The following is a 25,146-nucleotide window of genomic DNA, read 5'->3' as shown; positions in this document are numbered from 1 at the left end:
TCAATGATAAGAAAGTCATGGTATAAGAAAGGACTTTGTTTTACGGGGCGGCAAGATGACACAAAAAATAGATAAGACATATGTTCGAAGATTTCAGAAAGGTGATACTTCAGCTTTTGAGCAAATCTATCAGCATTACAATCGACAATTATATTATTTTATTTTCAGTATAGTAAAGAATACAGCAGATGCAGAAGAAGGGTTACAGCTAACGTTTATACGGGTGATTAAAAATATTCAGTCACTTAAATCACCAGAGGCATTTCATTCTTGGTTGTATCGAATTGCATATAATCAGGCAATTACAATTTGTTCAAAAGATAAACATAAGGTTAATCTGGATGATGACACCAATTTAGAGGAAATTGTATACGATAAGGAAATGCCAGATGAATTATATATTAAAAGAGAAATTGTAGATCTGGTAAAAGATGAGATTGAGAAGATGCCTGAAATATATGGACAGGTAGCAATCCTAAAATATTTTGATGATTTAACAATTAAAGAGATTGCAGAAGTATTAGATATTCCTACAGGAACAGTAAAGACAAGATTATCAATTATTAGAGAAAACTTACAACCAGCACTAAGAAGTAAAGGTATATCACCTTCTAGAATGTTCTCAGTTGGATTATCTCCATTTGTTATTCAGGCATTTTATGAAAGTATCATATCAAATGCAACACTAACTAATATTTATAACAATATTGGAAATGCAACAAGCGGATATCAGATAGCAGCAAATGCTGGAGGTATCGCTATTATGCAATTCTTTGGGGCGAATGCAGCTAAGTTCTTACTTGTTATGTCAGTCGTGACTGTTGGTTATGGTACATATACGGTTGTTAATGAGCCTACTACTGTGGTTGAAAGATAAGTTATTATAATTCACCAACAAATCAACCAATTGAAGTTACAGTTCATTTGGAAACAAAACCAAAAAGTTATAAGGTAAGCAAGAATGGCAAAGAAATAACAGCTTTGCAAGGAGAGAATATTCTAACATTTGTAGCAGATAGTAATGGAACGTATAGTATAGAAGTAGACAACTTTAAAGATGACTTAGTAATCAGTAATATTGATAAAGAAGGACCTGAGTTGAAATCGGTCAGTTATGAAGAGGACTTATTAAGCTTTGATTTAGTGGATAATCAATCAGTTATTGATTATGAAAAGTCATATATTGAAATTAATGAGCAGACATATGAGTTACCTCAGTCACATAAGATTGAAGGTGAATTTACAGGAGTTGTAAATTTCCATTTATATGATGACTTACAAAATGAAAAAGTATATGAAGTAAAAATCACAGAGGAAGTTGGAGATTCCAATGATTAAACGATGTATAAGAATACTCCTAATTATAGTTTCCATAATTTCTGTGCAATCATTCAACAAAGTAGAGGCAGCTTCTACTTCTTTTTCGTTGTCATATACCTCACAAGCCCATTGGGTTGAGACAGGTAAAGAACTATCGTTACAAAGAACACTTGGCTCTGGTGTTGTCCCATATGGTTCTACAATAAGAATTGATTATCAGATAAAGAATGAATCGGGAAATGTTGATGCAAAGGTACAAGTACAGAAGAAAGAAGGGTTGGAGTATTTCTCTTATTATTCTGGAGTACTTAAGATAAATGGAAAGATATGTAGTGAAAGTGAATATTATAGTTTTATTGATGGTGGCAATAGTTTGAGATTAAGTGATAAGAACATAGAAATATCAATTGAAATGAAAAGTATAGGCTCTTATTCAAATAAGGTAAGTACTGATTTGACGATTCAATCATCTTCCGTTAATCGAGGTCCAGATATGTATGTTACGGAGCATGCATTTTATTCTCAATTTTCTTTTCAAAATAATTATATGATTAATTTTTATGATGGTGATTCTCTTATTGAAACGATGAAAGTAAAAGATCAGGAACAATTTAAAATTCCAACAGTATCGAAAGAACATTATACATTTCTGGGATTCAATGAGAAAAAAGATGGGACAGGGAATTATTTAACTTCTAATATTGCAGTAAGTTCTAAAGATTATTATGCAATATATGAAGTTGATAAATACACAGTTCGATATTTTGATGAAGATGAGTTGGTAGGTACAGAAATAGTAACTTATGGAAGTAATGCAAACGGGTGGCCATCGATTGAAAGTAAAGATGGTTTTCTGAAATGGGATAAAGATTTATCAGAAATAACAAGAGATACAGATGTGTATGCAATATTTAAAGATTCTGAAATAAAATCAAAATATAGTATTTCAATTAATGAACAGAAATTAAATATAGAAGAAAAAGAGGTAATAAAAAAATCAAATTATGATGTTCTTTATGGTGATAAAGGAAAATCGACATCAGCAAATGAATATGAAGTTCGTACGATTACTATTGATAAAGAAATAAAAGAAAATATGTTACCAGTTGGTTTAATTCTTTTAGGATTGTTCTTTATGGTTATTGCAATAAAAAAAATAAGAAATTCCAAACTCTTTTGATAATTGCAAAGTCTAGGGTATGAGAATTGAAAGATATTCTAATTTAAATGCAATAATTGGAGGGCAAGCAGATGAAAAGAAAACTAAGTGCATTTTGGAAAGTTGCGTTAGCTTTTACACTATCATTCACTTGTATTGGTACGTTTATTCAAGCGACTAATATACTAGCAAGTGAAGAATTTAGTATAGAAGAGAAAGTAACTTACAATGAAGAAAAAACAGAAGCTGTTATTTCTTTTGATGTGGAAAACATCAATGAGAAATATACAATTCTGGATATTACTGATCCACAAGGGATTAGTTTAGGATTAAAAGGTACATATACAGTAAATGAAAATAATACGTTTAAATTTAATATTGTATATAGTGAAGATGATGAAGAATACAGTTATGAAAAAGAAATAATTGTAGATGGATTCGAATCAGAAGTCTTGGAAGAAAAGCAAGAAATGGAAATAACTGATTCAAGTAAGAAATATGGTCTTTCTTTAAGAACTACTGCAACTGATGGTGGTGCTTCAATTGATATTCCAGATTATGATGGATTGAGTTGGAACAATGCCACTATTAAGGAAGTTGCTGTAAGTGTTGATTTTGGAAATGATAATACTTCTTTAGGAAAGAAACTAGAATTTGTATTACCAGATGGTATGGAATATATTCAGATACCAGTTGCAGGAACTTATGATACAACTGGTGTGAATACAAATGTTATTGCAGGTATTGATTCATCTGATCCACTTTATACAGCAATTACATCAGTTGGGTTGCCAACTACAGATGCTGCATCTAGTACGTATGGAAAAGTAACATATGAGTTTGCGGCAGGAACAAAAAAAGCAACCTTATATTTTAAAGTTCGTGTAGACCCTAAAAAATATTATGGTGCAATAACTTTGAAACAAAAAATGACTGCAGATGTTGAAATGAATGGAACAAACATTGGCTCTACTGAACAATCAATTAATGCTGTAGGAACGGCAATTGGTAGCGGGGCGTTGAGTGTTTATTCTACAGCAGGATCCACAAAAGAAACACTTGCTTCAACAGCGAGCGAAACTGTGTATGGATATACAAATTATAATCGTGTAACTCTAATATGGAACTCGGATTTATATGATGTTCGTACTAGATATATTAAAGATGCAGTATATTATATATACTATCCTGAAGGAATGGAGTATGTTAGTTTTTCTGGGTTAGCAGGATATACTAGTCTTGTACATGAGCCAGAGAATTCAAGAGTAGTTGTAACTGTACCAGGTTTGCAATTAGGAAATACATATCGAGTCCGATATAAAGTTCCAGAAGGTGCTGCAGTTGATACATATGAGGTTCCAGCTTGTGATTATGTTGAATATAAGCAATATGATGGTACTGCTGTAACGTCGACTCTACCTTCGAAGTATTCCGTAAATGTTGTAGATAGTTCAGTTAATCAGATGGAGATAACAGTAAAAGGTAGTGGGGGATATTCAGATTCAGAAGTAGAAGATAACTATAAATATGGACCATTCTTTTTTGTAACAAATGCAACAGCAGGAACAAAAACTGACCAAGTTTTTAATGTGAAAATAGGTTCGGATTGGTTAGTGAAATCGGTTCAAGTTCCTTTTGATGCTTCAATATCAGGGAATAAAATTACAAAAGTTCAATATAAAACAAATCTGGATAGTTCATGGAGAGACCTATCAGAGTCGGAGATTAATGCGATGACCACAGTTTCTTATATGAAGAGACTGGATGGAAATAAGATCGGTTTAGCAGATGATGAATACTTCACAGAAGTGAAAGCCTGGGTTGGATCATTTAAAGCAGGGTATCAAGCAGGTATTAATAGTTCTACATTAAATTATACAAGTATAACTACATATGGAAAGATGGCAAGTGGTAGTACTCAAGCGACTGTTGAAGTTAGCATCTATGATGAAAATGATGAAGTAGCAACAAAATCTACAAAAAGTTCTATAGTCAGAAATGTAGCAGGAACTACTAAAACAACAGCAAGCAACTCAACGGCAGTGTTTAAAAATACTGAAGGCCAAGAAATTACTCAAATTGTTGCTGGAAATACCTTTAATGTGTCAGGTAAATTTGAGATTCATAGTTATAATTATGGAACAACAACAGCAATTCAATCTCCAGAGTTTTATTTTAGACAACCAGAAGGGATGAATATAGCATTAGATACTTTAAAACTTGTGGATCAGGATGGTGTAGTGTTAAGTGGATATACAATTACACCACATCAAAATTCTATTGGCGAAACAATATATACTGTTAAAACTTCTTCTGATACAGTTATTGGTAGTTATTTTGGAGAAGATAGAAAATCGAAAACAATAACGTTCTCATATAATGTAAATACAGATGTAAAAGCGCAAGGAAACTTTAATGCTAGAGAGATGATAGGGTTAGGAAATCCAGATATAAAAGCTGTGCCTGATACTGGTGGAGCGACCTTCCCTGCAACTGATATTTATGATTTAAATGGGAATAGTGATGAAACTGATTTGATTCTTACTACAGCGCATAAACAATTTACTTTAGTAGAGAATAAAAGTGTGCTAGTTGAAACTTTTCTATCACTTTCAGGAGAAGAACCAAAGGATCCTTATGTAGAAGGTGATTCTAATACATTAGCTTATTTCACTCCAGGTACTGATGCAGACTATACAGTAAAGATTACAAATAACTCACCTTCAGAAGCATCTAGTTATGTTGCTTATGTTCCGATTCCTAAAACAGGTCAGAATTTTGGAAGTGTATTCCAAAGTGAAGACTTCAATTGGGATATGAAATTAACAGGTGCTATCACTGGAGAACCAGGTTTTAAGATTTCTTATGCCACAAATGCATCTGCATCAAACTATAGTACAACAGCAAACTATACTGAATATCCATCCGATTATGCAGATGTAAATATGGTAAAAATAGAAGCAACTTCACCACTGGCAGTAGGTGCAGAAGTAACGTTTAAAGTTCCTTTAAATGTAAATGAAACATTCGCTACGGCTACTAGTGGGAATAAGATTGGTACGAAGAATGTGTATAATCCTGTTTATGATGTAGTTAGTGCAACGTTCACAGGAACACTACCTGGTACCAAAGCAGGAACGGAATTAGTAATTGCAGAAGTTGGTGGAACTGTCTTTATTGATAATGATGGAGATGGTTTATACAAAACAGAAGATGGAGATACTCCAGTAGATAATCACGAAGTAAGATTATGGAAATTGAATGAAGTTACTAATGTATATGAAAAAGTAATGAAAGATGGAAATCAAGTAAGTGTAACTACAGATACAAGTGGAGTGTACTTGTTTGACTATACAACTGGTATGGGATATGGAACCTATGCTGTAGAGTTTGTAGAGAAAACAGGTTCCACTTATCAATATACAGTTAATAATACTAGTGTTGGTAGTGAAGGAATCAATAGCGATGCAATTGTTGCCAATAATATTCCTAATCCAGGCGATACATACAGAGGTTGGGTATTAGGTATTGATGCAACCAAACCAGTCGCAAAAACAATTGGTTGTGGATTTTTGGAATATAATCCTCCAGTTGATTTGAAATTGACTGTTCCAAGTGATACGCAAGTGGTAAAAGTTGGAGAAAACATTAATATTACACCAACCAAAATTGAACCAGAGTTCTGGGAAAGTATTAAGAATCCTACAAGTGCATATACTTGGGAATTAGTGAATTCATCAGATTCTGCTTATGTCACGTTAAGCAACACTACTAATAAAACTGTAAATGTAACTGGAGTAAGTAAAACAACAGGAACACAAACAGTAGAAATAAGACTTACAATTAAAGATATTTATGGACAGACGAAGAGTGAAGTAGTTGAAGTAAAAGTAAATACATCAACTGCACCAACAGTAACCTTACCAACCATCAATGCATACAAAGGTGATGTGATTAACTGGTTAGGTACTGAAGTAACTGCCATTGATGATAATGGAGATGCGATAACACTTGAGTCAAGTGATCCTGATAAGAACGTGGAGTGGGATACTAGTACAGTACCAATGGCATTAGGTACATTATCTACAGAAGGAACCTACAATGTAGAGTATAGGATAACAGATACCTATGGAAATACGAAAACTCAAAATAGAGTAGTAAAAGTAAATGGGTTACCATCAATCACTACAAGTGTTCAAACCTATGCATTAGGTGATACTACGATTGATACCCAAATAAAAAGTTCATCAGTAGTGAGTGCCAGTTATCTAAAAGCAAGTGATACAGTAGGAACTGCTCCAACAGATACTCCTATTACAGGAATTACTTATTCAATTAAGAGTGGACCAAGTACAACTGATTTCAGTAAAGTAGGTACTTATAAAATTGAATACAGTGTTACGAATCCAGACAGCAAAGTAGCGACAAAAGAAACAACTGTGTTAATCACAGATGAGAATACAAAAGTAGAAAATGACTTAGCTATTAGAGCGGATAATATTGTATTAACTCAAGACGAAGCAAAAGCATTCACAAAAGCAAATGCAATAACGAAAGCAGATGTGAAGGCATATGAATACACAAGAACAGATGGAAACATCACAGGTGTAGATACACTTACAAGCATCACAAGTGCAGATGTAACTGATATTAAAAATGTAACTGCGAAAGGTGGAGAATTCAGACTTACATTCACTGCAACGGGAGCAAGTGGGACAATCACAAAAGAAATCCTGGTTGTAGTGGAAGGGACTGAGATTCAAGAAGATAATGGAATCGTAGTGAAAGCAAAAGGATTCACAATTGCAAATACAGATGCAATTGGATTAACGGATGCAATTGCTCAAAGTAGTGGTAATGGAAATGTAAGTGCATATCTATTAAAAGATGAAACACCTATCATCAATATTGAAGCAAGTACTACAGACCTAGCTGCCATCAATGCGGTTGGATTAGCAGGTGCTACGAAAGACTTAACTTTTACTGCAACAAGTGGAAGTAAAACAGCAGATATTACAGTAAGTGTGGTAGTAAGTCCAACACTAACAGGACCAACAATAACTGCAAATGATTGTGAACATTATGTAGGAGATACATTTGATGTATTGCATGATGTAACTGCAGAAGATGCAACTACAACACCAATTACATTAAAAACAGAAAATCCAAATAAGAATACAGTAGTAACTCATAGCATCCCAAATGCTAGCGATAAGTTTACAACAGCAGGAACGTATGAAGTAAGTATTAAAGTAACTGACCAATTTGGGAATGATTCAACAGAAACTAGAAAAGTAAAAGTGAATGGATTACCTGAAATCACAGTACCAGTGCAAACATATTACTTAAGTGATGCTACAATCGCTGCACAAGTAGATGGAGCAGCAACTGCAAGTTACTTAAAGGCAGACGATACAGTAGGAATTGCACCAATGGCTACAGCAGTAACAGGAATCACAAATGCAATCAAAAGTGGACCAAGTTCTGACTATAGTAAAGTAGGAACGTATGTAGTGGAGTATACAGTTACAAATGCAGATGGAAAGACAGCAACCAAAGAAGTAAATGTCTTAATTCTAGATGACACTACAAAAGTAGAAAATGACCTAGCAATAAGAGCAGATAATATCGTTCTTACACAAGATGAAGCAAAAGCATTAACCAAAGCAGATGCAATAACGAAAGCAAATGTGAAAGCATATGAGTACACAAGAACAGATGGAAACATCACTGGTGTAGATACACTTACAAATATTACAAGTGCAGATGTAAGTGATATCAAAAATGTAACTGCCAAAGGTGGAGAATTCAGACTTACATTTACTGCAACAGGAGCAAGTGGAAGTATCACCAAAGAAATCCTAGTTGTGGTAGAAGGAACTGAAATTCAAGAGAATGATGGAATCGTAATAAAAGCAAAAGAATTTACAATAGCGAATACTGATGCTGCTACACTAGATGACACAAGTGCACAAAGCAATGGAAGTGTAAGTGCATATCTATTAAAAGATGAAACACCTATCACGACGATTGAAGCAACAGCAAGTGACTTAACAGATATCAATGCAGTGGGATTAGAGGGAGATACAAAACCTCTAACCTTCACAGCAGAAGATAATGGAAAGACAGCAACGATTACAGTAGATGTGACAATAAGTGCAACATTAATCAAACCAACGATTACAGCAGATGACTGTGAGCACTATGTAGGAGATAGCTTTGATGTGTTACATGGAGTAAGTGCAGAGGATGCAACGAATACGAACATTCCAATTCTAACAACAAGAGCATTAACAACTACAGTAGTAACACACAACATACCAGTAACGGATGGAAAGTATACAACACCAGGAACATATGAAGTAACATATGAAATCACTGATCGCTTTGGAAACACACAGACAAAGACAAGAACAGTGAAAGTACATGGATTAGTTGAGATTGAAGCAAGCGCACAAGAATACTTAAGTGATGATGCAACAATCTTAAGTCAGGTAGAAAGTGCAGCAACAGCAAGTTACTTGAAAGCAAGTGATGGAGCAGGAAGTGCACCAGTAAGTGTAGACTTAAGTTCTGATATCAAAGTAACAGTGGATTCTGGGCCGGATGGAACAACTGATTTCAGTAAAGTGGGAATCTACAAAGTAACATATAGTGTAACGAACGCAGATGGTAAGACAGATAGTATTACAGTAGATGTAGCAGTTACACCTAGAGGAATTATCTGGGATAAAACAGGAACTGTAGCAATTTACGCTGAAGGCTTTGAAGTTGCGAATAAAGATGCGAAATCATTAACAGAGGCAATTGCAAAAGATTCAGGACATGGAAAAGTATTTGCAGTATATAAAGAAACAGATTCTAATGGAGTTGTCACTTATACAGATGTAACAGCTGATGTGACAGCATATGCGCAAGAATTGGCTGCAATTAATGCAGCAAGTACAACAGGTGGAATTTATGACTTAACATTTAAAGTAGTAAAAGATGATAAAGAAACAACAAAACGTGTAAAAGTATCAGTTCAAGGAACAGGTACGCCACCAGTAGTAACAACACCTGATGGAGATGAATTAGCAATTAGTGCTACAGACTTTGATTTAACATATAATGAATCGAAGAGTATTGATGAAACAACTGCAATTGCGAAAGCAAATGCTCAAGCATACTTATTAAAAGCAGATGAGACAGCAACTACTAGATTTGTAACATTAAATGTTTATGTTGATGGAGATCAACTAGAAGTAATTAGAAACGGTTCAAGCAAAGGTGGAGTTTATGACCTTACTTTCACTGCTGAACATATTGCCACTAGTGGTGAAAAAGTAACGAATTCAGTTACAATCAAAGTTACAGTATCAGGAGATGGTAAACCATCAATAGCACCTACAACATCGATAAACAATAATAGTGATGTTGTAAAAACAGGAGATACTACGAACATTATGTTCTTAATGTTAGTATTGCTTGTAAGTGGTGGATTTATTGTAATGCAAAAGAAGAGAGTATTCAAATAATTTATACTAAGAGGATAGAGAAATCTATCCTTTTTGCTACTAAATGAACGAAAAATAAATTTAGTAATTATGTAATATTTCACTAAATTAATAGCCTTACTAAATAATAGTTGATATAATTTAATAGTCGAGGTGATGAGATGAAAATAAAAGTTTCAGATATTGCGAAAAAAGCTGGGGTCTCTAGTGGGACTGTATCCAATGCTTTAAATAATAGAAAAGGAATAGGAAAAGAAAAACGTGATGAAATTCTAAAGATTGCTCATGAAATGGGATATTTCAAGAAAAGTGGTGGAGAAACACACACTTTACGATTTGTTGTTTTAAATAAAGAAGCACATGTAGTTGATGATACTCCATTTTTCTCAGAACTTATTCGTGGGATTGAAACACAAAGTAGTTTGTTGGGATATGAGTTATTAATCACACATATTTCAATTGATAACAAGGAGAAATCATTGCTGGATGAAATACTGAAGTATGATTTAGTAGATGGAATGGTGATTCTTGGAACCGAGATGGAACAAACAGACTTAGATGTTTTCCGTCATATTAATATTCCTTTGGTTATTGTGGATGCTGCCTTTAGAAATCAAGAATTTGATTTTGTAGCTATCAATAATACGGATGGAGCTTATGAAATTGTGGAACATTTGATTCAGAATGGACATGAAAAAATTGGATTGATTAATTCTATTTATCAAATTAATAACTTTAGAGAAAGAAAACTTGGATACCAACAAGCACTTATTAATCATCAGTTATCAGTGTATCAAGAGTTTGAAGCGCTTGTAGAGCCAAATCCTGAGGGAGCCTATAATGATATGATTGACTATCTTAAGGCAATGATAGCAGAGGGCAGTGAACTACCAACAGCATTCTTTGCAGTGAATGACAATATAGCACTGGGTGCTTTAAAAGCATTTCGTGAGCTGAAAATTAAATCATCTATTGTTGGATTTGATGATTTGCCAATTTGTGAATATTGCAATCCACCACTAACTACAGTGCGAGTAAATAAAATTGATTTAGGAAGAAAGACGATTAATCGTTTAGTAGAAATTATTGGCGATCAGGATCAGTCAAAACTAAAAATATTAATTGGTACTGATATTGTAAAACGAGAAAGTGTAGAAAACTTAAATAGATAAGAAAAGCAAATGGCTAACATCATTTGCTTTTTTAATCTATATAATTACTTAACCACTCTTCACATAGAGTGAACCAGTGAATTACATGTTTATTATGATGACTTGGTTTACGTGCGGTTGTACGATCGCATAAAGCTAAGCCATGCTCTCCCTTTTCAAAGATATGCATTTCAAAAGGAATGTTGAATTCTCTTAATTTACAACCTAATTGAAGTGAATTAGATACATCTACCAACACATCTTCATAAGTATGCCATACAAACATAGGTGGAGTGTTTTCACTTACATGAAGCAAGATGTTGTATTCATCCACTTCTTCATCACTGGGATTGTCATTACCATACATGCGCTCATTCGCAGTATTAGGATTTTCAATTAACTGGTGTGCAAAACCATAATCACCTTTTTCAAAGCGGGTAGGCACAGCTCCAGGATAGCAAGGGATTGCTAAGTTTACTTTTAATTGATCACTGGTTGCTCCTACTTCTTTTGCTAACCATTCCTCATGCCAACGAGTCGCAATCTGTAAGGTAAGATGTCCACCAGCAGAGAATCCACAAACGATAATCTTATCAGGGTCAATAAACCATTCCTCAGCGTGTTCTCTTGCATATTTAATCGTTTGTGCCAGCTCAATCAAAGCGTTTCTAGGAACGTTCTTTACTTGGTCATACACGGTATACCATAAAACTAAGCTATGCATACCTACACTATTAAATTTTAAGGCAATTGGTTCTGCTTCTCGATCACTTGTAAACGCATATCCTCCACCAGGGCAGACAATAACAAGTGGTCTTTTTTTATCTACATTGTATTCTTTAGAATTGTTTAGCAGATAGGTATCAAAGGATGCAGTTTCATTTAATTTTATAGTTTTTGTAATCATTTTAAATCCTCCATTAAATTTTATCTTATTTAATCTTAAAGTAATGGAAAAACAAAATGTAGTCAATAAAAAACAAACAAAACAACTAAATATTTACTAAATATAATTCATAATAGAAATTATTTATTATATTTAGTATGAAAAAAGCGCTTAAAAATAACAAAAAATAAATAATTTAGTAAATATTTAGCAAATAAAAGAAAAAGTTTTGTTATTTTGTTGATTTCGTACTTTTCTTTTTATATACTTTGGTTGAGAAAGGGGTTTCATGAAGTTCTGTGCACAAAAGAATTAAACTTCATTCTAGGATTACATAACAAATAAAATTAAAGGAGAAAATTATGAAGAACAAAGATCAAATGATGGAAAAGGTAATGACTTTTGCATCAAAAGTTCAAACAAACAAATATTTGATGTCAATATCAAATGGACTAATGGGAACCTTACCAATAATGATGATAGGTTCAGTTGCATTGCTTCTTGCAGTGTTGCCTGTAGATTTTATAAGTGAAGCACTTGCTTCAATTGGGTTAACACCATATTTAATGACTGCCTACACATTAACAGTTGGGATTATTGCAGTCTATGCAGCATTTCTAATTGGATATCGCTTGGCAGTTAACTTCGGTAAAGAAGGAGTCAATGGTGGATTAGTTGCATTAATGAGTTTCTTTATCTTAACACCAATGGTTGCTACTGAAAATGGAAGCACATTAAACATGACAATGTTAGGGGCACAAGGATTGTTTACAGCAATGATTTGTGGATTAGTATTTGCACGTTTATACTGTTTATTTATTGATATGAAATTAACAATTAAAATGCCAGATAGTGTACCTCCTGTAGTAAGTAATACATTTGCAGGTTTATTCCCAGCAATTCTTACAGGAGTAATCGCAATCATTGTCGCATTATTATTTGGATTAACTAGTTGGGGATCTTTCTCAGACTTTGTATACGCTATTATTTCAGCACCATTAACAAACTTATCAGGAAGTGTTTGGTCATTAGTATTTATTGTCCTTATGCAAATGGTATTGTGGTTCTTTGGACTTCATGGATCACTTGTTGTTGGTGGATTCATTACAGCATTATATTTACCAATGGATGTTGCAAACATGGATGCAGTTGCAGCTGGAGTAGCAAATTCAGATTTACCGAATATTTTAGGAAATACATTTTATAGTCTATTCTCAGGAATCGGTGGAGCAGGTGGAACGCTGTCACTATTAATTGTAATGCTGATTTTTGGAAAAAGTAAAAAGCACAAAACATTGGCAAAACTTGGTATTGTACCTGGGTGTTTTACCATCAATGAACCAATCGTATTTGGTTTACCAATGATTTTAAATCCAATAATGGCAATCCCATTTATTACTGTACCAATTATTCAAACATTAGTTGCATACTTAGCAATCGCATCAGGAATTTTCCCTCATTTGTCAGGAGTTCAAGTTCCATTTGGTTTCCCAATTTTAGCTAATGGATTTATAGCTGGAGGATGGATGATTTCATTACTGCAAGTAATTTGTATTGGAGTAGGAGTACTTGTTTACTTCCCGTTCTTTAAAATGCTAGATAAAAAAGCTGTGATTGAAGAGGATGCAGTTGAAGAAGAAACAGTAATTGAAGAAGAGGTTGTAGTTGAAACAGTAGGAGTAAGAGGAGAAGCATAAATAGAATGAAAAATATTGAACTCTTAGAAACGAATGCAAAAGAGATAAGAAGAGCAGTATTGGATACATGTTATGCATCAAGTGCAGGACATGTAGGAGGCTCTCTATCTAGTACAGATATATTGAATGTTCTATACAATCATGTAATGAATGTTGATCCAAGTAATCCTGACAATGATACAAGAGATCGATTTGTATTAAGTAAAGGACATATTGCGGAAAGTTTATTTTGTACATTATCAATTCGAGGCTATTTTCCTAAAGAAGATTTAAAAAGTTTTTCACAGTTCAAGTCTAAATATATTGGACATCCAAATAATAAAATTTCAGGTATTGAAATGAATACGGGTGCTCTTGGACATGGATTATCGGTTGCAGTTGGAATGGCAATAGCAGCAAAACAAGATGAAAAACCATATTACACCTATGTACTTATGGGTGATGGAGAATTAGCAGAAGGTTCAATCTGGGAAGCAGCGATGGCTGCTTCTCATTATAAATTGGACAATCTTGTAGCGATTATTGATCGTAATGGATTACAGATTAGTGGTGCTACTGAAGATGTAATGTCACTTGAACAACTTCATGATAAATGGTCAGCATTTGGATTTCATGTAATAAGTGTAAATGGACATAATTATAAAGACTTAATTCAAGTTTTTGATGAAGCAAAGGCAATAACAGGAAAACCAATTGTCATTATTGCAGATACAATTAAAGGAAAAGGTGTTTCTTTTATGGAAAACAATGCAAAATGGCATCATGGGGTTATGGATGAAGAACAATATAAACAAGCGATCAAAGAGGTTGAAGGAGCAGATAACAATGAGTAAAATAGCAAACCGAAAAGTAATATGTGACTGTTTGGTTGAAGAAGCACTACATGATAAAGATATCTGTATTGCAGTCAGTGATTCTCGAGGATCTGCATCTTTAGGAGAATTCGCTGATAAATATCCACAGCGTACAGTAGAACTAGGAATCGCCGAACAAAATCTGGTAGGAGTGGCAGCAGGACTTGCCCATTCAGGAAAAAAAGTGTTTGTTGCATCACCTGCAAGTTTTCTTACAATGAGAAGTATTGAACAGATTAAAGTTGATGTTGCCTATTCAAATACCAACGTAAAATTGATTGGTATTAGTGCAGGAGTAAGCTATGGAGCACTTGGGATGAGTCATCATTCCTTACAGGATTTGGCAGTGTTAAATGCAATTCCAAACTTACGTATTTTAGTTCCAGCAGATGGATATGAAACAAGAAAAATGATAAGGCAAATTATACATGATGATATTCCAACTTATATTCGTGTAGGCAGAAATCCAGTTGAACAGATTCATGAAAGTGAAGCGTTTGATTTTGAAATCGGTAAAGCATCAATGATGAAAGATGGTAGTGATTTGACGATTGTGGCAACTGGAGAAATGGTTAGTATTGCAATTGATAGTGCAAAAGAACTGGAAGCACTTGGAATTAGTACCAGAGTACTAAATATTCATACAATTAAACCATTTGACGAAGCTGCAGTTATTAAGGCTGCAAAAGAAACAAAAGCAATCATCACTATGGAAGAGCATAGTGTGAATGGTGGACTTGGTTCTTTGGTTGCAGCTACAGTTACACAACATTGTCCAGCGAAAATGAAAATATTAGGAATTCCAGATGAAATTACAATGTCAGGAAATAGTAAAGAACTATTTGATTATTATGGACTGAATATTGAAAATGTAATTTCTGAAGCGAAACAATTATTAGGATAATGAAACAGTATATACTAACAATTGATCAAAGTACTACTGCAACGAAAGCGATGATGATTGATGCAAATGGAAAAATTGTGGATACCGTATCGATAAAACATAAACAGATTTATCCTCAAAAAGGATGGGTGGAACGTGATGCAAACGAAATCATGAACAATGTGTATAAGTCACTGGAAGAACTATTAAATAGAAATAAAGAAGTGAAAGACCATATCATTGCTTTATCAATCACAAATCAAAGAGAAACAACAGTTGTGTGGGAAACCCATAATGCAAAACCAGTTCATAATGCAATTGTATGGCAATGCAGAAGAACAAGTGATCTTTGTGAACAACTAAAAGAAAAAGAAGAAACTATTACTGCCAAAACAGGATTAAAAGTAGATCCATATTTTAGTGCTACAAAAATAAAATGGATATTTGACAAGTATAATCTTAAACCAGAAAATCACATGTTTGGAACAATCGAAAGTTGGCTGATTTATAATCTGACAAATAAAAAGAATCATGTTTGTGATCATACAAATGCATCACGAACTCTGCTATATAATTTAAAAGAAAAAGACTGGGATTTAGAATTATTAGATATATTTGGAGTTTCCAAGGAAATATTACCAGAGATAAAGAGTAGTGATGAAATTTTTGGTTATACTACATTAAATGGACAACTGAAAGAAATACCAATTATTGGTGTAATTGGTGACTCGCAAGCCTCTTTGTTTGCACAGCATTGTTTTGAAGTTGGACAGACAAAAGCAACCATTGGGACTGGATCAAGTGTACTTATGAATACAGGAGAGAATGTATTAAAGAAAGCGACTGGTATAGTGAATACACTAGCTTGGAGTTTAAAAAGCGAAAGTGTTTATGCAAGTGAAGCAATTATTCACAGTAGTACAGATACATTAAATTGGATGCGAGATCAACTTGGATTGTTTGAAGACGATTGCGAGTTAAATGAAATATGCGAAACCTATGATGCAAATGGAGTAAGTGTTGTTCCAGCATTTGTTGGATTAGGAAATCCATATTGGCTGGCAGATGCAAAAGCAAGTATTCAGGGAATATCACGTGATACTAATAAATATAATATTATCTGCGCAGGAGTAGAATCAATTGCATTTCAAATTTATGATGCGATTGAAGAACTAAAGGACTTGGTGAAGACCTCAGTACCTACAATTCATATTGATGGTGGGGGAATTCAAAATCCTTGCTTAATGCAGTTAATAGCAGACTTGTGTGAAAGTGAAGTGGTTATTAATAAAGGAATGTTATTAAGTGCTTTAGGTTCCTATTGTATAGCAATGATTGGCTTGGGATTAAAAACTAAAAGTGAACTACAAAATATGCATAAAGAAGAGCTTATATTTACTCCTTCAATGGATGAGAAAGTAAGAAAAGAAAAAATTAATACATGGAAAAATGCAATTGAGACAACAGTGTATTCAGTGAAACACTGATTGTAATTGATTGAAACAATACGGAAGGAGAATACAGATGAAATACAATGTGAAACTTGGGGTGATAGGAACAAGAAGAAATATCTTTAGTAAAGATGATGCTATTAAATTTAATCAATTAATTCTTAAGAAATTAGATGAACTTAAAGTTGATTATGTAGATATTATGGATGTAAATGAAGAGGGATTACTGTTTGATGAGCAAGATGTAGAAGTAGTTATAAAAAAGATGAAAGATCAGGAAGTAGATGCACTTTTCTTTCCCCACTGTAACTTTGGAACTGAAGATTTGGTCGCAAAGGTAGCGAAACGTCTGAATTTACCTGTACTACTGTGGGGTCCAAGAGATGAAAGTCCTTTAGAAGATGGAAGTCGTCTGCGGGATACTCAGTGTGGATTGTTTGCGACAGGAAAAATCCTGCGTAGATTTCAGTGCAAGTTTACCTATCTTACATCTTGCGAGTTAGATGATAAGCGCTTTGAAGAAGGTGTATACAGATTTCTTGCAACTGCAAATATTGTGAAAGAAATGCGAGGATTAACGATTCTTCAGATCTCAACTCGTCCAGCAGGATTCTGGACAATGATGGTAAATGAAGGGGAGTTATTGGAACGATTCGATATTCGTATTCACCCAATTGCATTTACTGAAATTAAAGAAGAAATGAAGTATCAAAGAGAACACCACCAGGAAGAAATTAAGAAAACAATTCAATTCATTGAACGACATATGATTGTAAATGTAAACCCTGAAGATGTAGAGGGAACAGCCTGTTTAAAACTAGCAATTGCAGCAATTGCCAAACGATACAACTGTAAAGCAGCAGCGATACAGTGCTGGAATGCGTTACAGAGTGAACTGGGAATGTTCCCGTGTGTTGCCAATTCACTGTTAGGAGATGAAGGATTTCCTGTGACCTGTGAAACTGATATTCATGGTGCGATTACATCGATTATTGCACAGGCTGCATCAAGAGCAGATAAACTGCCGTTCTTTGCAGATTGGACAGTTCCACATCCAAGTAATGATAATGGAGAATTATTACAACACTGTGGACCTTGGCCACATTCCTTAATGAAAACAAAACCAACGTTTGGAGCGCCATTTGCTTTTAATCACTCACATCCAGGAGCATTACATGGGGAATTAAAAGGTGGTAATATGAGTATTATTCGTTTTGATGGAGATAATGGTGAATATAAATTATTAATGGGAAAAGCAAAAGGAATTGAAGGACCATTCAATCAAGGGACCTATGTGTGGATTGAAGTAGAAAATCTTAGAAAATTAGAAGATAAATTAGTGAGTGGACCTTATGTTCACCACTGTGTTGGAATTCATGAAGATATCCTTCCACAAGTATATGAAGCTTGTAAATATATTGACGGATTGGTTCCAGATTTATATGATGGTAATGAAGAAGAGATAAAATCAATTATCCGAGGTGAATAATATGGGATTAACAATCAATAAAGAATTGAATACATTTGAAAAAGATGGGAAGCATTTCTTTTATCTTGCAGATACTTGCTGGAGTGCATTTACGAATATCACTGATGATGACTGGGATTATTATTTAGATTATCGTAAGAACCAGGGGTTTAATGTATTGCAAATCAATATTCTTCCACAGTGGGATGCAAGTGCAACGGGTTTAAAGTATTCACCATACGCAAAACATGAAGATGGAAGTTTTGATTTTAATAGTTTGAATCAGGAATATTTTAATCATGCCGCAGGGATGTGTAAAAAGGCTAAGGATCAGGGTTTTGAATTAGCACTAGTTGTATTGTGGTGTAACTATGTTCCTGATACATGGGCAAGTAATGCTATTTCAAATAACATAATGCCATTTGATGCAATTGATACATATGTGAGAAAAGTGAATGAAACATTCACTAAGTTTGATCCAATTTATATAATTAGTGGTGATACAGATTTTAATACAGATAAAACAATTCAACACTATAAAAAGGCATCTGATATGCTGCATGAATTATCACCAAAACAATTACAGACATTTCATATAAAAGGTAGATTTACAGATTTGCCAAAAGTACTGGAAGAACAATCAGATTTTATTATGTTTCAATCAGGACATAATGGAAAACCAGAAAATATGAATATGCCAATTACGTTAGCGAAACATTTTTATGAAAAGGTAGATAAACCTTCTTTAAATAGTGAACCATGTTATGAACAGATGGGAAATTCAGGACAAGTATATGGACGCTTCTATGAGTTTGATATTCGTCGAGCAGCATGGATGAGTTTATTGTCTGGTGCATATAGTGGGGTTACCTATGGTGCAGCCGGGATTTACAGTTGGCATTCCTTTGGAAAATCATTTGCCAGTGAACTAGGAGAAGGATTTGATCAACCATCACCATGGAATGAAGCAATTCATTTTCCTGGAGCCTGGGATTATGGTTTTATACGCCATATATTTGAAAGTTATAAGTTGGATAAACTGATTCCAAATAAAGATGTTATTGAATTTAAAAATGAACAGATTTGTTGTGCTGCAACAACAAATGAAGATAAAATATTTATTTATTTACCTATTAATACACAATTGTATGTTAATAAAGATGTATCGGATTATGATATTAAGATGTATGATCTTGAAGATGGTAGAGTAGGATATACGAAAATAGTAGAAAAGAATGGAAAACAATTGCTTGAAACTCATCGATTTAAAAGAGATGTCTTAATTGTATTGAATAAAAGAAAGTAGGTTGTAGATGTATAAAATATTAGTATTATGTGATGCTGGTGTTTCATCTAATCGATTTATTGATAAGATGAAACAAGAGATAGAGCATCAGAAATTAAATTGTATACTGAAATCGGGAGCAATTTCAGACTTTTATGAATTAGGAAAAAACATGGATATGGTACTCCTAAGTCCACAGGTTCGCTTTAATTCACAGAAGGTTAAGAAGATGTTACCTGAGGTTAAAGTAGAAGTTATTTCGGTAAATGATTTTGGTACTTTAAATATTGCAAATGTAATTAATTGTGTTGCGAAGTTGTCCGGAGAATAAATTGGAAAGTTGATGATTTTAAAACAGTGGATTTTATTGCCAAAACCAAGTATTAATTACTAATGAAATAAATCTTATGATAGTACTATCTTTTGTTTAGTTAAACAGTAAATTGATATAAGGACTGTGCAGTTACAATTGTATTATAGAAATTATGAAAGGAGAAGTGTGATTCTTTCATCCTTAAGAAATGATTTAATCATACAAAAAAACATGAAAATACTATATTTTACAGCTACAGGTAATAACCTTTATGTAGCGAAAAAAATAGGTGAAGATATATATTCCATTCCAAAAATGGTGAAGCAAAATGTTTATGAAATTGCAGATGAAAAAGTGGGGATAGTTTTTCCAATTTATGAGTTGGGAGTTCCTAAGTATGTTGAGGAGTTTCTTGACCGTGTGAAGATAGATAGTTCATATATTTTTGTTATTATGACTTATGGAATGTATGATGGCTCAGCTATTTCTCACCTAAAAAAAATAGCGAATAGAAATAATATACAGCTGTCTTATATCAATACGTTGATTATGATTGACAACTATCTTCCTGTATATAAAATTGAAGAGCAACTTGAAACGGAAGAAAGAAAAAATATAGAAACACAAATAGCTAATATACGAAAAGATTTAGAATTAAAAGTAAACAAAATACCCCGAAATAATATTAAAACTAAGTTATTAACAAGGTACGCTCGAAAAAAAGTATTTCCTAAAAGAGATAAAAAACTAGGGATTTATAAAAAAAGCTTTGATAAAGTCTTTTGTGTTGAAAGCACATGCATAAGTTGTGGCATTTGTGAAAAAGTTTGTCCTGTCAATAATATTGTGGTTAAAGAGGAACCTGATTTTAAAGGGGAATGTATAGGATGTCTTTCATGCACTCATAATTGTCCGCAAAATTCTATTAGGGTTATTGGTGAGAAAAGTAAAAAAAGATTTCGTAATAGTAATGTTTCACTAAAAGAAATTATAGAATCAAATCAATAAAATTAGAGTTGTTTACTTAAAGTGAATTAGTATAGGGAAATCAAAAAAAGAGATGAAAATCATTTTAGATATTCTAAAATGACTTAAGGTAATCATTAAATAACCATGAAATAGAGTATCAGAAATTAAATTGTAAACTGAAACGGGGACAGTTTCAGACTTTTATGAATTAGGAAAAAACATGGATATGGTACTCTTAAGTCCTCAGGTTTAATTTAATTCACAGAAGGTTAGGAAGATGTTACCAGAGGTTAAAGTGGAAATTATTTCAGTAAATGATTTTAGTACTTTAAATATTGGTAATATAATGGTTATAATAAAGGAAAGATATAATAGTCAAAACGTATAATATTTAAGGAGGAAATACGGATGAAGAAAATTGTATTATTATGTGCAGCAGGAATGTCAACAAGTATGTTAGTGAAAAAGATGGAAGAGGCAGCTGCAGCGATGAACTTTGAAGCAGATATTGCAGCTTACTCAGTTTCAGAAGTAAAAGAAGTTACAAAGGATGCTGACTTAGTATTACTTGGACCACAAGTAAGATACCAACTAAGCAAAATTAAAGAAGATGTATCATGTCCAGTAGAAGCAATCGATATGGCTGCATATGGAATGATGGATGGTAAAGCAGTAATGAAACGTGCTGTTGAGTTGATTGGAGAATAAATAGTGGAAGGCGTAGAACTAATAAGCTTTCAGATTATCTCTGCCGTAGGCTCTGCCAGAAGTATGTATATTGAAGCAATTCAATTAGCAAAGCAGGGTGATATTGAAGGCGCAGAGAAACTTATGAAAGAAGGAGAAGCGGTATTTGTTGAAGGACATCATGCTCATGCCAAGCTGATTCAGCAAGAAGCATCAGGTGAATCAAGTACAATTACACTTTTGCTTTTGCATGCAGAAGATCAACTGATGAGTGCTGAAGGATTTAAAATTATAGCTGATGAAATGATTGATGTATATAAAAGATTAATTTCCTTAGAGAGTAAATAGAAAAAAGTTTCGCCTATTGTGTTAGGCGAAACTTTTTTTGTGTTTTAAACTAAAACAACAACTGCATTATAGAGATTTATAAGAATTACAACTACCACAATGTACTTGTATAACTGCTTTACTTTACTATCGTCTAAACGTTTGCTGATATAACCACCAAGATAACCACCGATGAATGCTGCTGGTAAAATAACAACTAATATAGATAAGTCAATGGAATGAAATTGTGTTGCTAAGTAAACAGATATTAGCTTAGATAATTGAGAAAAGAAAATGGTAATAATCGAATAGACCACGGCTTCTTTCATTTGCAAAGAGAATAGAATAATCAGGACAGTTACGTTAATAGGTCCTCCACCAATACCAAGTAAAGTAGAAAATGAACCTAAAAATATTCCTGTTAATAAATAAATGACATTACTGGTAAGATGATAAGATTTCTTTCCATATTGATTATAAAAAAGTACTAGTAATAGAGATAGAACAGATAATACGATTTGAATCAATAGTACATGAGTGGAGGAAAGAGATGGATGAGAAAATAAGATATTGAATACTTCATTACCTAAGAAACCACCCAGAACAGAACCAATTGCCAGCATAAAAGATTTTATATAGTTAATGGATACTCCATTTCTAATTTGCTTATAAGTAGAAGATATAGACATTGCAAAAACAGCAATAGAAGAATATATAGTGATTGTTGATAAGGGATCATATGCAAGCATATCCAACATTGGTTTTATAATTACTCCCCCACCTAATCCAGCAATAGAACCTATTGTATTTGATAAAAATATTACAATAAAATAAATTAAATGTTTCATGTAAGCTCCTTAAAATTAATTTCCTCATGTAATATGATTACATAATAAATTAAATTAATCAAGATATTGTAATGAAAATACATTTGTGATATTATGTAAATGTGAAAGCGCTTTAGTTATTTGAAAGGAGGAGCTTAGAATACGAATCAAGAAGTGATAGGAAGTATAAATATTTAAAAAAAGTTAATCATAAGGAGGAGAAAATATGCAAGAAATATCAATTGTGATTACTATATTATTAACACTTTATGCAGCAATAGGTGTACTTGACCAAATTTCAATTCAAATTGGAATTTATACACCATTGTTTGCAGCAACAATAACAGGTCTTTTATTAGGTGATTTAGAAATTGGTTTAGTAATTGGAGCAACACTTCAGTTGATGACATTAGGGGTTGCAACATATGGAGGAGCAACTGTTCCTGATTATTTATCTGGAGCCATCATGGGGACAGCATATGCAATTATTTCAGGACAAGGTGCTGAGTATGGAATTGCTTTAGCAGTTCCAATTGGATTGTTGTTAACTCAATTAGATATCTTAGGTAGAATGGCAAATACCTTTTTCCAACATATGGCAGATCGTCATGCAGAAAAAGGAAACTACAAAGGTGTTGAATTTGCCAATATACTAGGAATGCTTCCATGGATTTTATCAAGAGCAATTCCAGTATTTCTAGGATTAGCATTTGGAGAAGCAGTAGTAAACTCAGTAAATGCATTTATCCCTGATTGGTTTATGGCAGGTTTAAAAGCAGCTGGTTCAATTCTTCCAGCAATGGGGATTGCCATTCTTATGCGTTACCTACCACTTAAGAAATACTATCCATACTTTATTATTGGATTTGTAGTATTAGCTTACGGTGCAGGGATGTTTAGTGTTCTGTCAGTAGCGTTATTAGGATTTGCATTTGCTGCACTACATTTTACAAGAATAAAGGATAAAGGTGTGGCTACAACTGATGGAAGTGTAGTTGTAGATGATGAGGAGGTAGAAATAGATGGCTAGTCAAAAAATATCAAATAGTACTCTAAAAAAAGTATTTGTAAGAAACCTCTTTGGTTTGCAATGGGGATGGAACTATGAAAAAATGCAGGGGCTTGGTTACTCGTTTGTAATTATGCCTGTTCTGAAGGAACTCTACGGTGACGATAATCAGAAAATGACAAAAGCTTTACAAGCACACTTAGCATACTTTAATACAACACCAGCAATGTCACATTTGATTGTAGGGGCAAACATTGCTTTAGAAGAAGAATTTGGTACAGATGCTGAACAAGCTGTATCTGGATTGAAAACAGGTCTGATGGGACCATTTGCAGGAGTAGGAGACACAATCTTCATCGCAATCTATCGAGCAATTGTATTTTCAATTGCTTCATACATAGCGTTAGAGGGAAATCCAGTTGGATTGATTATTCCGATTTTAGCTACACTTGCAGTAATATTTGTACGTTACAAATTTATGTTTATGGGATATAATCAAGGTAGAAAACTAGCTACAGGATTTGCTGATAAAATAGCACCAATTACTGAAGGGGCTTCTATTTTAGGGTTAACAGTAGTAGGGGGACTTATTCCTTCTGTAATTAGTTATACATTAGACTTAACATTTACAATTGGTGAAGTATCTTTATCAATGCAAGAAATGTTAGATCGTATTATGCCTTCATTAATTCCACTAGGAATTGTACTGTTATCATATTGGTTATTAGGTAAGAAAAAAGTAAACTCTACAAGATTAATTTTTATTTTGATTCTTGTGGGAATGGTTTTAGGAAACTTACAAACAATGGTTGATTGGGTAGCAGGATTATTCTAAAAATAAAATGATTTGAGGAGGAAAAGAATATGGCAATTGTGCATGCAAGAGTAGATGAGAGATTAATTCATGGACAGGTAGCAATGGTATGGACAAATACAGTTGGTGCTACAAGAATCGCTGTTGTAAATGATGAGGCAGTAAAAGATGAAATGATTATCTCAGCATTAAAAATATCTAAACCAGCAGGAGTGAAATTATCGATTCTATCAAAGAAACGTGCTGTTGAAAAGTTTGCAGCAGGAGATTTTGATGGAGATAAAGTATTCTTAATTACGAAAACAATCAGTGATATGAATGATTTAGTAAAGAATGGACTTACAGAATTAAAAGCTGTGAATGTTGGGAATGTAGCAAAACGTGATGGAGCTGTTCAAATAAAAAAATCAGTTCATGTTACGCAACAAGATATTCAAGATATTCGCGAAATGATTGACGCTGGTGTAAAGGTAACCGCACAGATGGTGCCAAACGAATCAGATCAATCGATTATAAACTATTTACCAAAATAAAACTAAGGAGGAGAGGT

The 25,146-nt window shown here is 33.4% G+C and carries 20 protein-coding genes; 18 read left to right on the top strand and 2 right to left on the bottom strand.

Annotation, left to right across the window (positions count from 1 at the left end):
- Positions 1–55: 55 nt before the first annotated feature.
- The 5 genes from J2S15_RS04610 to J2S15_RS04590 all read left to right on the top strand — a co-directional run bounded on the left by J2S15_RS04610 (position 56) and on the right by J2S15_RS04590 (position 11,147).
- Positions 56–877, top strand: coding sequence for an RNA polymerase sigma factor (locus J2S15_RS04610; protein ID WP_307405888.1), 822 nt, complete (start codon positions 56–58; stop codon positions 875–877).
- A 47-nt stretch (positions 878–924) separates the two neighbouring features.
- Entirely contained in the window at positions 925–1,338 is a 414-nt protein-coding gene (locus tag J2S15_RS04605; RefSeq protein WP_307405887.1) for a hypothetical protein, read from the top strand.
- Positions 1,331–2,500, top strand: coding sequence for a hypothetical protein (locus J2S15_RS04600; RefSeq protein WP_307405885.1), 1,170 nt, complete (start codon positions 1,331–1,333; stop codon positions 2,498–2,500). Before J2S15_RS04605 ends, J2S15_RS04600 begins: the two co-directional genes overlap by 8 nt.
- Before the next feature lie 71 nt (positions 2,501–2,571).
- Positions 2,572–9,996: an immunoglobulin-like domain-containing protein gene (locus J2S15_RS04595; RefSeq protein WP_307405883.1), complete on the top strand. Its 7,425-nt coding sequence runs from the start codon at positions 2,572–2,574 to the stop codon at positions 9,994–9,996.
- A 140-nt stretch (positions 9,997–10,136) separates the two neighbouring features.
- Positions 10,137–11,147: a LacI family DNA-binding transcriptional regulator gene (locus tag J2S15_RS04590; RefSeq protein ID WP_307405881.1), complete on the top strand. Its 1,011-nt coding sequence runs from the start codon at positions 10,137–10,139 to the stop codon at positions 11,145–11,147.
- A gap of 31 nt (positions 11,148–11,178) precedes the next feature.
- Here the strand turns inward: J2S15_RS04590 and J2S15_RS04585 are convergent, their stop codons facing one another.
- Positions 11,179–12,033: an alpha/beta hydrolase gene (locus J2S15_RS04585; protein ID WP_307405880.1), complete on the bottom strand. Its 855-nt coding sequence runs from the start codon at positions 12,031–12,033 to the stop codon at positions 11,179–11,181.
- A 341-nt stretch (positions 12,034–12,374) separates the two neighbouring features.
- On the opposite strand from J2S15_RS04585, the gene J2S15_RS04580 reads away from it, so the two are divergent.
- The 10 genes from J2S15_RS04580 (at position 12,375) to J2S15_RS04535 (ending at position 21,967) form a co-directional block, all read left to right on the top strand.
- Positions 12,375–13,709, top strand: coding sequence for a PTS sugar transporter subunit IIC (locus tag J2S15_RS04580; RefSeq protein WP_307405878.1), 1,335 nt, complete (start codon positions 12,375–12,377; stop codon positions 13,707–13,709).
- Between the two features lie 5 nt (positions 13,710–13,714).
- Entirely contained in the window at positions 13,715–14,542 is an 828-nt protein-coding gene (locus tag J2S15_RS04575) for a transketolase (RefSeq protein ID WP_307405876.1), read from the top strand.
- Positions 14,535–15,467, top strand: coding sequence for a transketolase family protein (locus tag J2S15_RS04570; RefSeq protein ID WP_307405874.1), 933 nt, complete (start codon positions 14,535–14,537; stop codon positions 15,465–15,467). Before J2S15_RS04575 ends, J2S15_RS04570 begins: the two co-directional genes overlap by 8 nt.
- Positions 15,467–16,933 carry an FGGY-family carbohydrate kinase gene (locus J2S15_RS04565; RefSeq protein ID WP_307405872.1) on the top strand — a complete coding sequence of 489 codons (1,467 nt, stop codon included), beginning with the start codon at positions 15,467–15,469 and terminating at the stop codon, positions 16,931–16,933. Before J2S15_RS04570 ends, J2S15_RS04565 begins: the two co-directional genes overlap by 1 nt.
- Before the next feature lie 37 nt (positions 16,934–16,970).
- Entirely contained in the window at positions 16,971–18,386 is a 1,416-nt protein-coding gene (locus J2S15_RS04560; RefSeq protein ID WP_307405870.1) for an L-fucose/L-arabinose isomerase family protein, read from the top strand.
- Between the two features lies 1 nt (position 18,387).
- A complete protein-coding gene (locus tag J2S15_RS04555; RefSeq protein ID WP_307405869.1) occupies positions 18,388–19,671 on the top strand; it encodes a glycoside hydrolase family 140 protein in 1,284 nt (427 codons plus the stop codon).
- A gap of 7 nt (positions 19,672–19,678) precedes the next feature.
- Positions 19,679–19,981 (top strand): PTS sugar transporter subunit IIB, encoded by a 303-nt coding sequence (locus J2S15_RS04550; protein WP_307405867.1) that lies wholly within the window; start codon positions 19,679–19,681, stop codon positions 19,979–19,981.
- A gap of 168 nt (positions 19,982–20,149) precedes the next feature.
- Positions 20,150–20,971: an EFR1 family ferrodoxin gene (locus J2S15_RS04545; protein ID WP_307405866.1), complete on the top strand. Its 822-nt coding sequence runs from the start codon at positions 20,150–20,152 to the stop codon at positions 20,969–20,971.
- A gap of 369 nt (positions 20,972–21,340) precedes the next feature.
- Positions 21,341–21,640: a PTS sugar transporter subunit IIB gene (locus J2S15_RS04540; RefSeq protein WP_307405864.1), complete on the top strand. Its 300-nt coding sequence runs from the start codon at positions 21,341–21,343 to the stop codon at positions 21,638–21,640.
- A 3-nt stretch (positions 21,641–21,643) separates the two neighbouring features.
- Positions 21,644–21,967, top strand: coding sequence for a PTS sugar transporter subunit IIA (locus J2S15_RS04535; protein ID WP_307405862.1), 324 nt, complete (start codon positions 21,644–21,646; stop codon positions 21,965–21,967).
- A 44-nt stretch (positions 21,968–22,011) separates the two neighbouring features.
- On the opposite strand, the gene J2S15_RS04530 is transcribed toward J2S15_RS04535, so the two are convergent.
- Complete coding sequence (locus J2S15_RS04530) at positions 22,012–22,794, bottom strand: sulfite exporter TauE/SafE family protein (RefSeq protein ID WP_307405860.1); 783 nt, start codon at positions 22,792–22,794, stop codon at positions 22,012–22,014.
- A 205-nt stretch (positions 22,795–22,999) separates the two neighbouring features.
- Here J2S15_RS04530 and J2S15_RS04525 point away from each other — a divergent pair, with 205 nt between their 5' ends.
- Genes J2S15_RS04525 through J2S15_RS04515 form a run of 3 tightly spaced genes read left to right on the top strand, consistent with a single transcriptional unit; the run spans position 23,000 to position 25,129 of the window.
- Positions 23,000–23,803 (top strand): PTS mannose/fructose/sorbose/N-acetylgalactosamine transporter subunit IIC, encoded by an 804-nt coding sequence (locus J2S15_RS04525; protein ID WP_307405858.1) that lies wholly within the window; start codon positions 23,000–23,002, stop codon positions 23,801–23,803.
- Complete coding sequence (locus tag J2S15_RS04520; protein WP_307405856.1) at positions 23,796–24,617, top strand: PTS system mannose/fructose/sorbose family transporter subunit IID; 822 nt, start codon at positions 23,796–23,798, stop codon at positions 24,615–24,617. Before J2S15_RS04525 ends, J2S15_RS04520 begins: the two co-directional genes overlap by 8 nt.
- Positions 24,618–24,646: 29 nt before the next feature.
- Complete coding sequence (locus tag J2S15_RS04515; protein ID WP_307405854.1) at positions 24,647–25,129, top strand: PTS sugar transporter subunit IIB; 483 nt, start codon at positions 24,647–24,649, stop codon at positions 25,127–25,129.
- Positions 25,130–25,146: the final 17 nt, after the last annotated feature.

It is taken from the genome of Breznakia pachnodae, from assembly GCF_030814225.1.
Classification (GTDB): domain Bacteria; phylum Bacillota_I; class Bacilli_A; order Erysipelotrichales; family Erysipelotrichaceae; genus Breznakia; species Breznakia pachnodae.
The sequence above is the reverse complement of the archived record's forward strand: the minus strand, read 5'-3'. Positions and strand labels throughout refer to the sequence as shown.

Excerpts from the sequence above, each read along its gene's own strand:
- J2S15_RS04610 (WP_307405888.1), top strand. The coding sequence starts at position 56 with ATGACACAAAAAATAGATAAGACATATGTTCGAAGATTTCAGAAAGGT.
- J2S15_RS04600 (WP_307405885.1), top strand. The coding sequence starts at position 1,331 with ATGATTAAACGATGTATAAGAATACTCCTAATTATAGTTTCCATAATT.
- J2S15_RS04595 (WP_307405883.1), top strand. The coding sequence starts at position 2,572 with ATGAAAAGAAAACTAAGTGCATTTTGGAAAGTTGCGTTAGCTTTTACA.
- J2S15_RS04590 (WP_307405881.1), top strand. The coding sequence starts at position 10,137 with ATGAAAATAAAAGTTTCAGATATTGCGAAAAAAGCTGGGGTCTCTAGT.
- J2S15_RS04585 (WP_307405880.1), bottom strand. The coding sequence starts at position 12,033 with ATGATTACAAAAACTATAAAATTAAATGAAACTGCATCCTTTGATACC.
- J2S15_RS04580 (WP_307405878.1), top strand. The coding sequence starts at position 12,375 with ATGAAGAACAAAGATCAAATGATGGAAAAGGTAATGACTTTTGCATCA.
- J2S15_RS04575 (WP_307405876.1), top strand. The coding sequence starts at position 13,715 with ATGAAAAATATTGAACTCTTAGAAACGAATGCAAAAGAGATAAGAAGA.
- J2S15_RS04570 (WP_307405874.1), top strand. The coding sequence starts at position 14,535 with ATGAGTAAAATAGCAAACCGAAAAGTAATATGTGACTGTTTGGTTGAA.
- J2S15_RS04565 (WP_307405872.1), top strand. The coding sequence starts at position 15,467 with ATGAAACAGTATATACTAACAATTGATCAAAGTACTACTGCAACGAAA.
- J2S15_RS04560 (WP_307405870.1), top strand. The coding sequence starts at position 16,971 with ATGAAATACAATGTGAAACTTGGGGTGATAGGAACAAGAAGAAATATC.
- J2S15_RS04555 (WP_307405869.1), top strand. The coding sequence starts at position 18,388 with ATGGGATTAACAATCAATAAAGAATTGAATACATTTGAAAAAGATGGG.
- J2S15_RS04550 (WP_307405867.1), top strand. The coding sequence starts at position 19,679 with ATGTATAAAATATTAGTATTATGTGATGCTGGTGTTTCATCTAATCGA.
- J2S15_RS04540 (WP_307405864.1), top strand. The coding sequence starts at position 21,341 with ATGAAGAAAATTGTATTATTATGTGCAGCAGGAATGTCAACAAGTATG.
- J2S15_RS04530 (WP_307405860.1), bottom strand. The coding sequence starts at position 22,794 with ATGAAACATTTAATTTATTTTATTGTAATATTTTTATCAAATACAATA.
- J2S15_RS04525 (WP_307405858.1), top strand. The coding sequence starts at position 23,000 with ATGCAAGAAATATCAATTGTGATTACTATATTATTAACACTTTATGCA.
- J2S15_RS04520 (WP_307405856.1), top strand. The coding sequence starts at position 23,796 with ATGGCTAGTCAAAAAATATCAAATAGTACTCTAAAAAAAGTATTTGTA.
- J2S15_RS04515 (WP_307405854.1), top strand. The coding sequence starts at position 24,647 with ATGGCAATTGTGCATGCAAGAGTAGATGAGAGATTAATTCATGGACAG.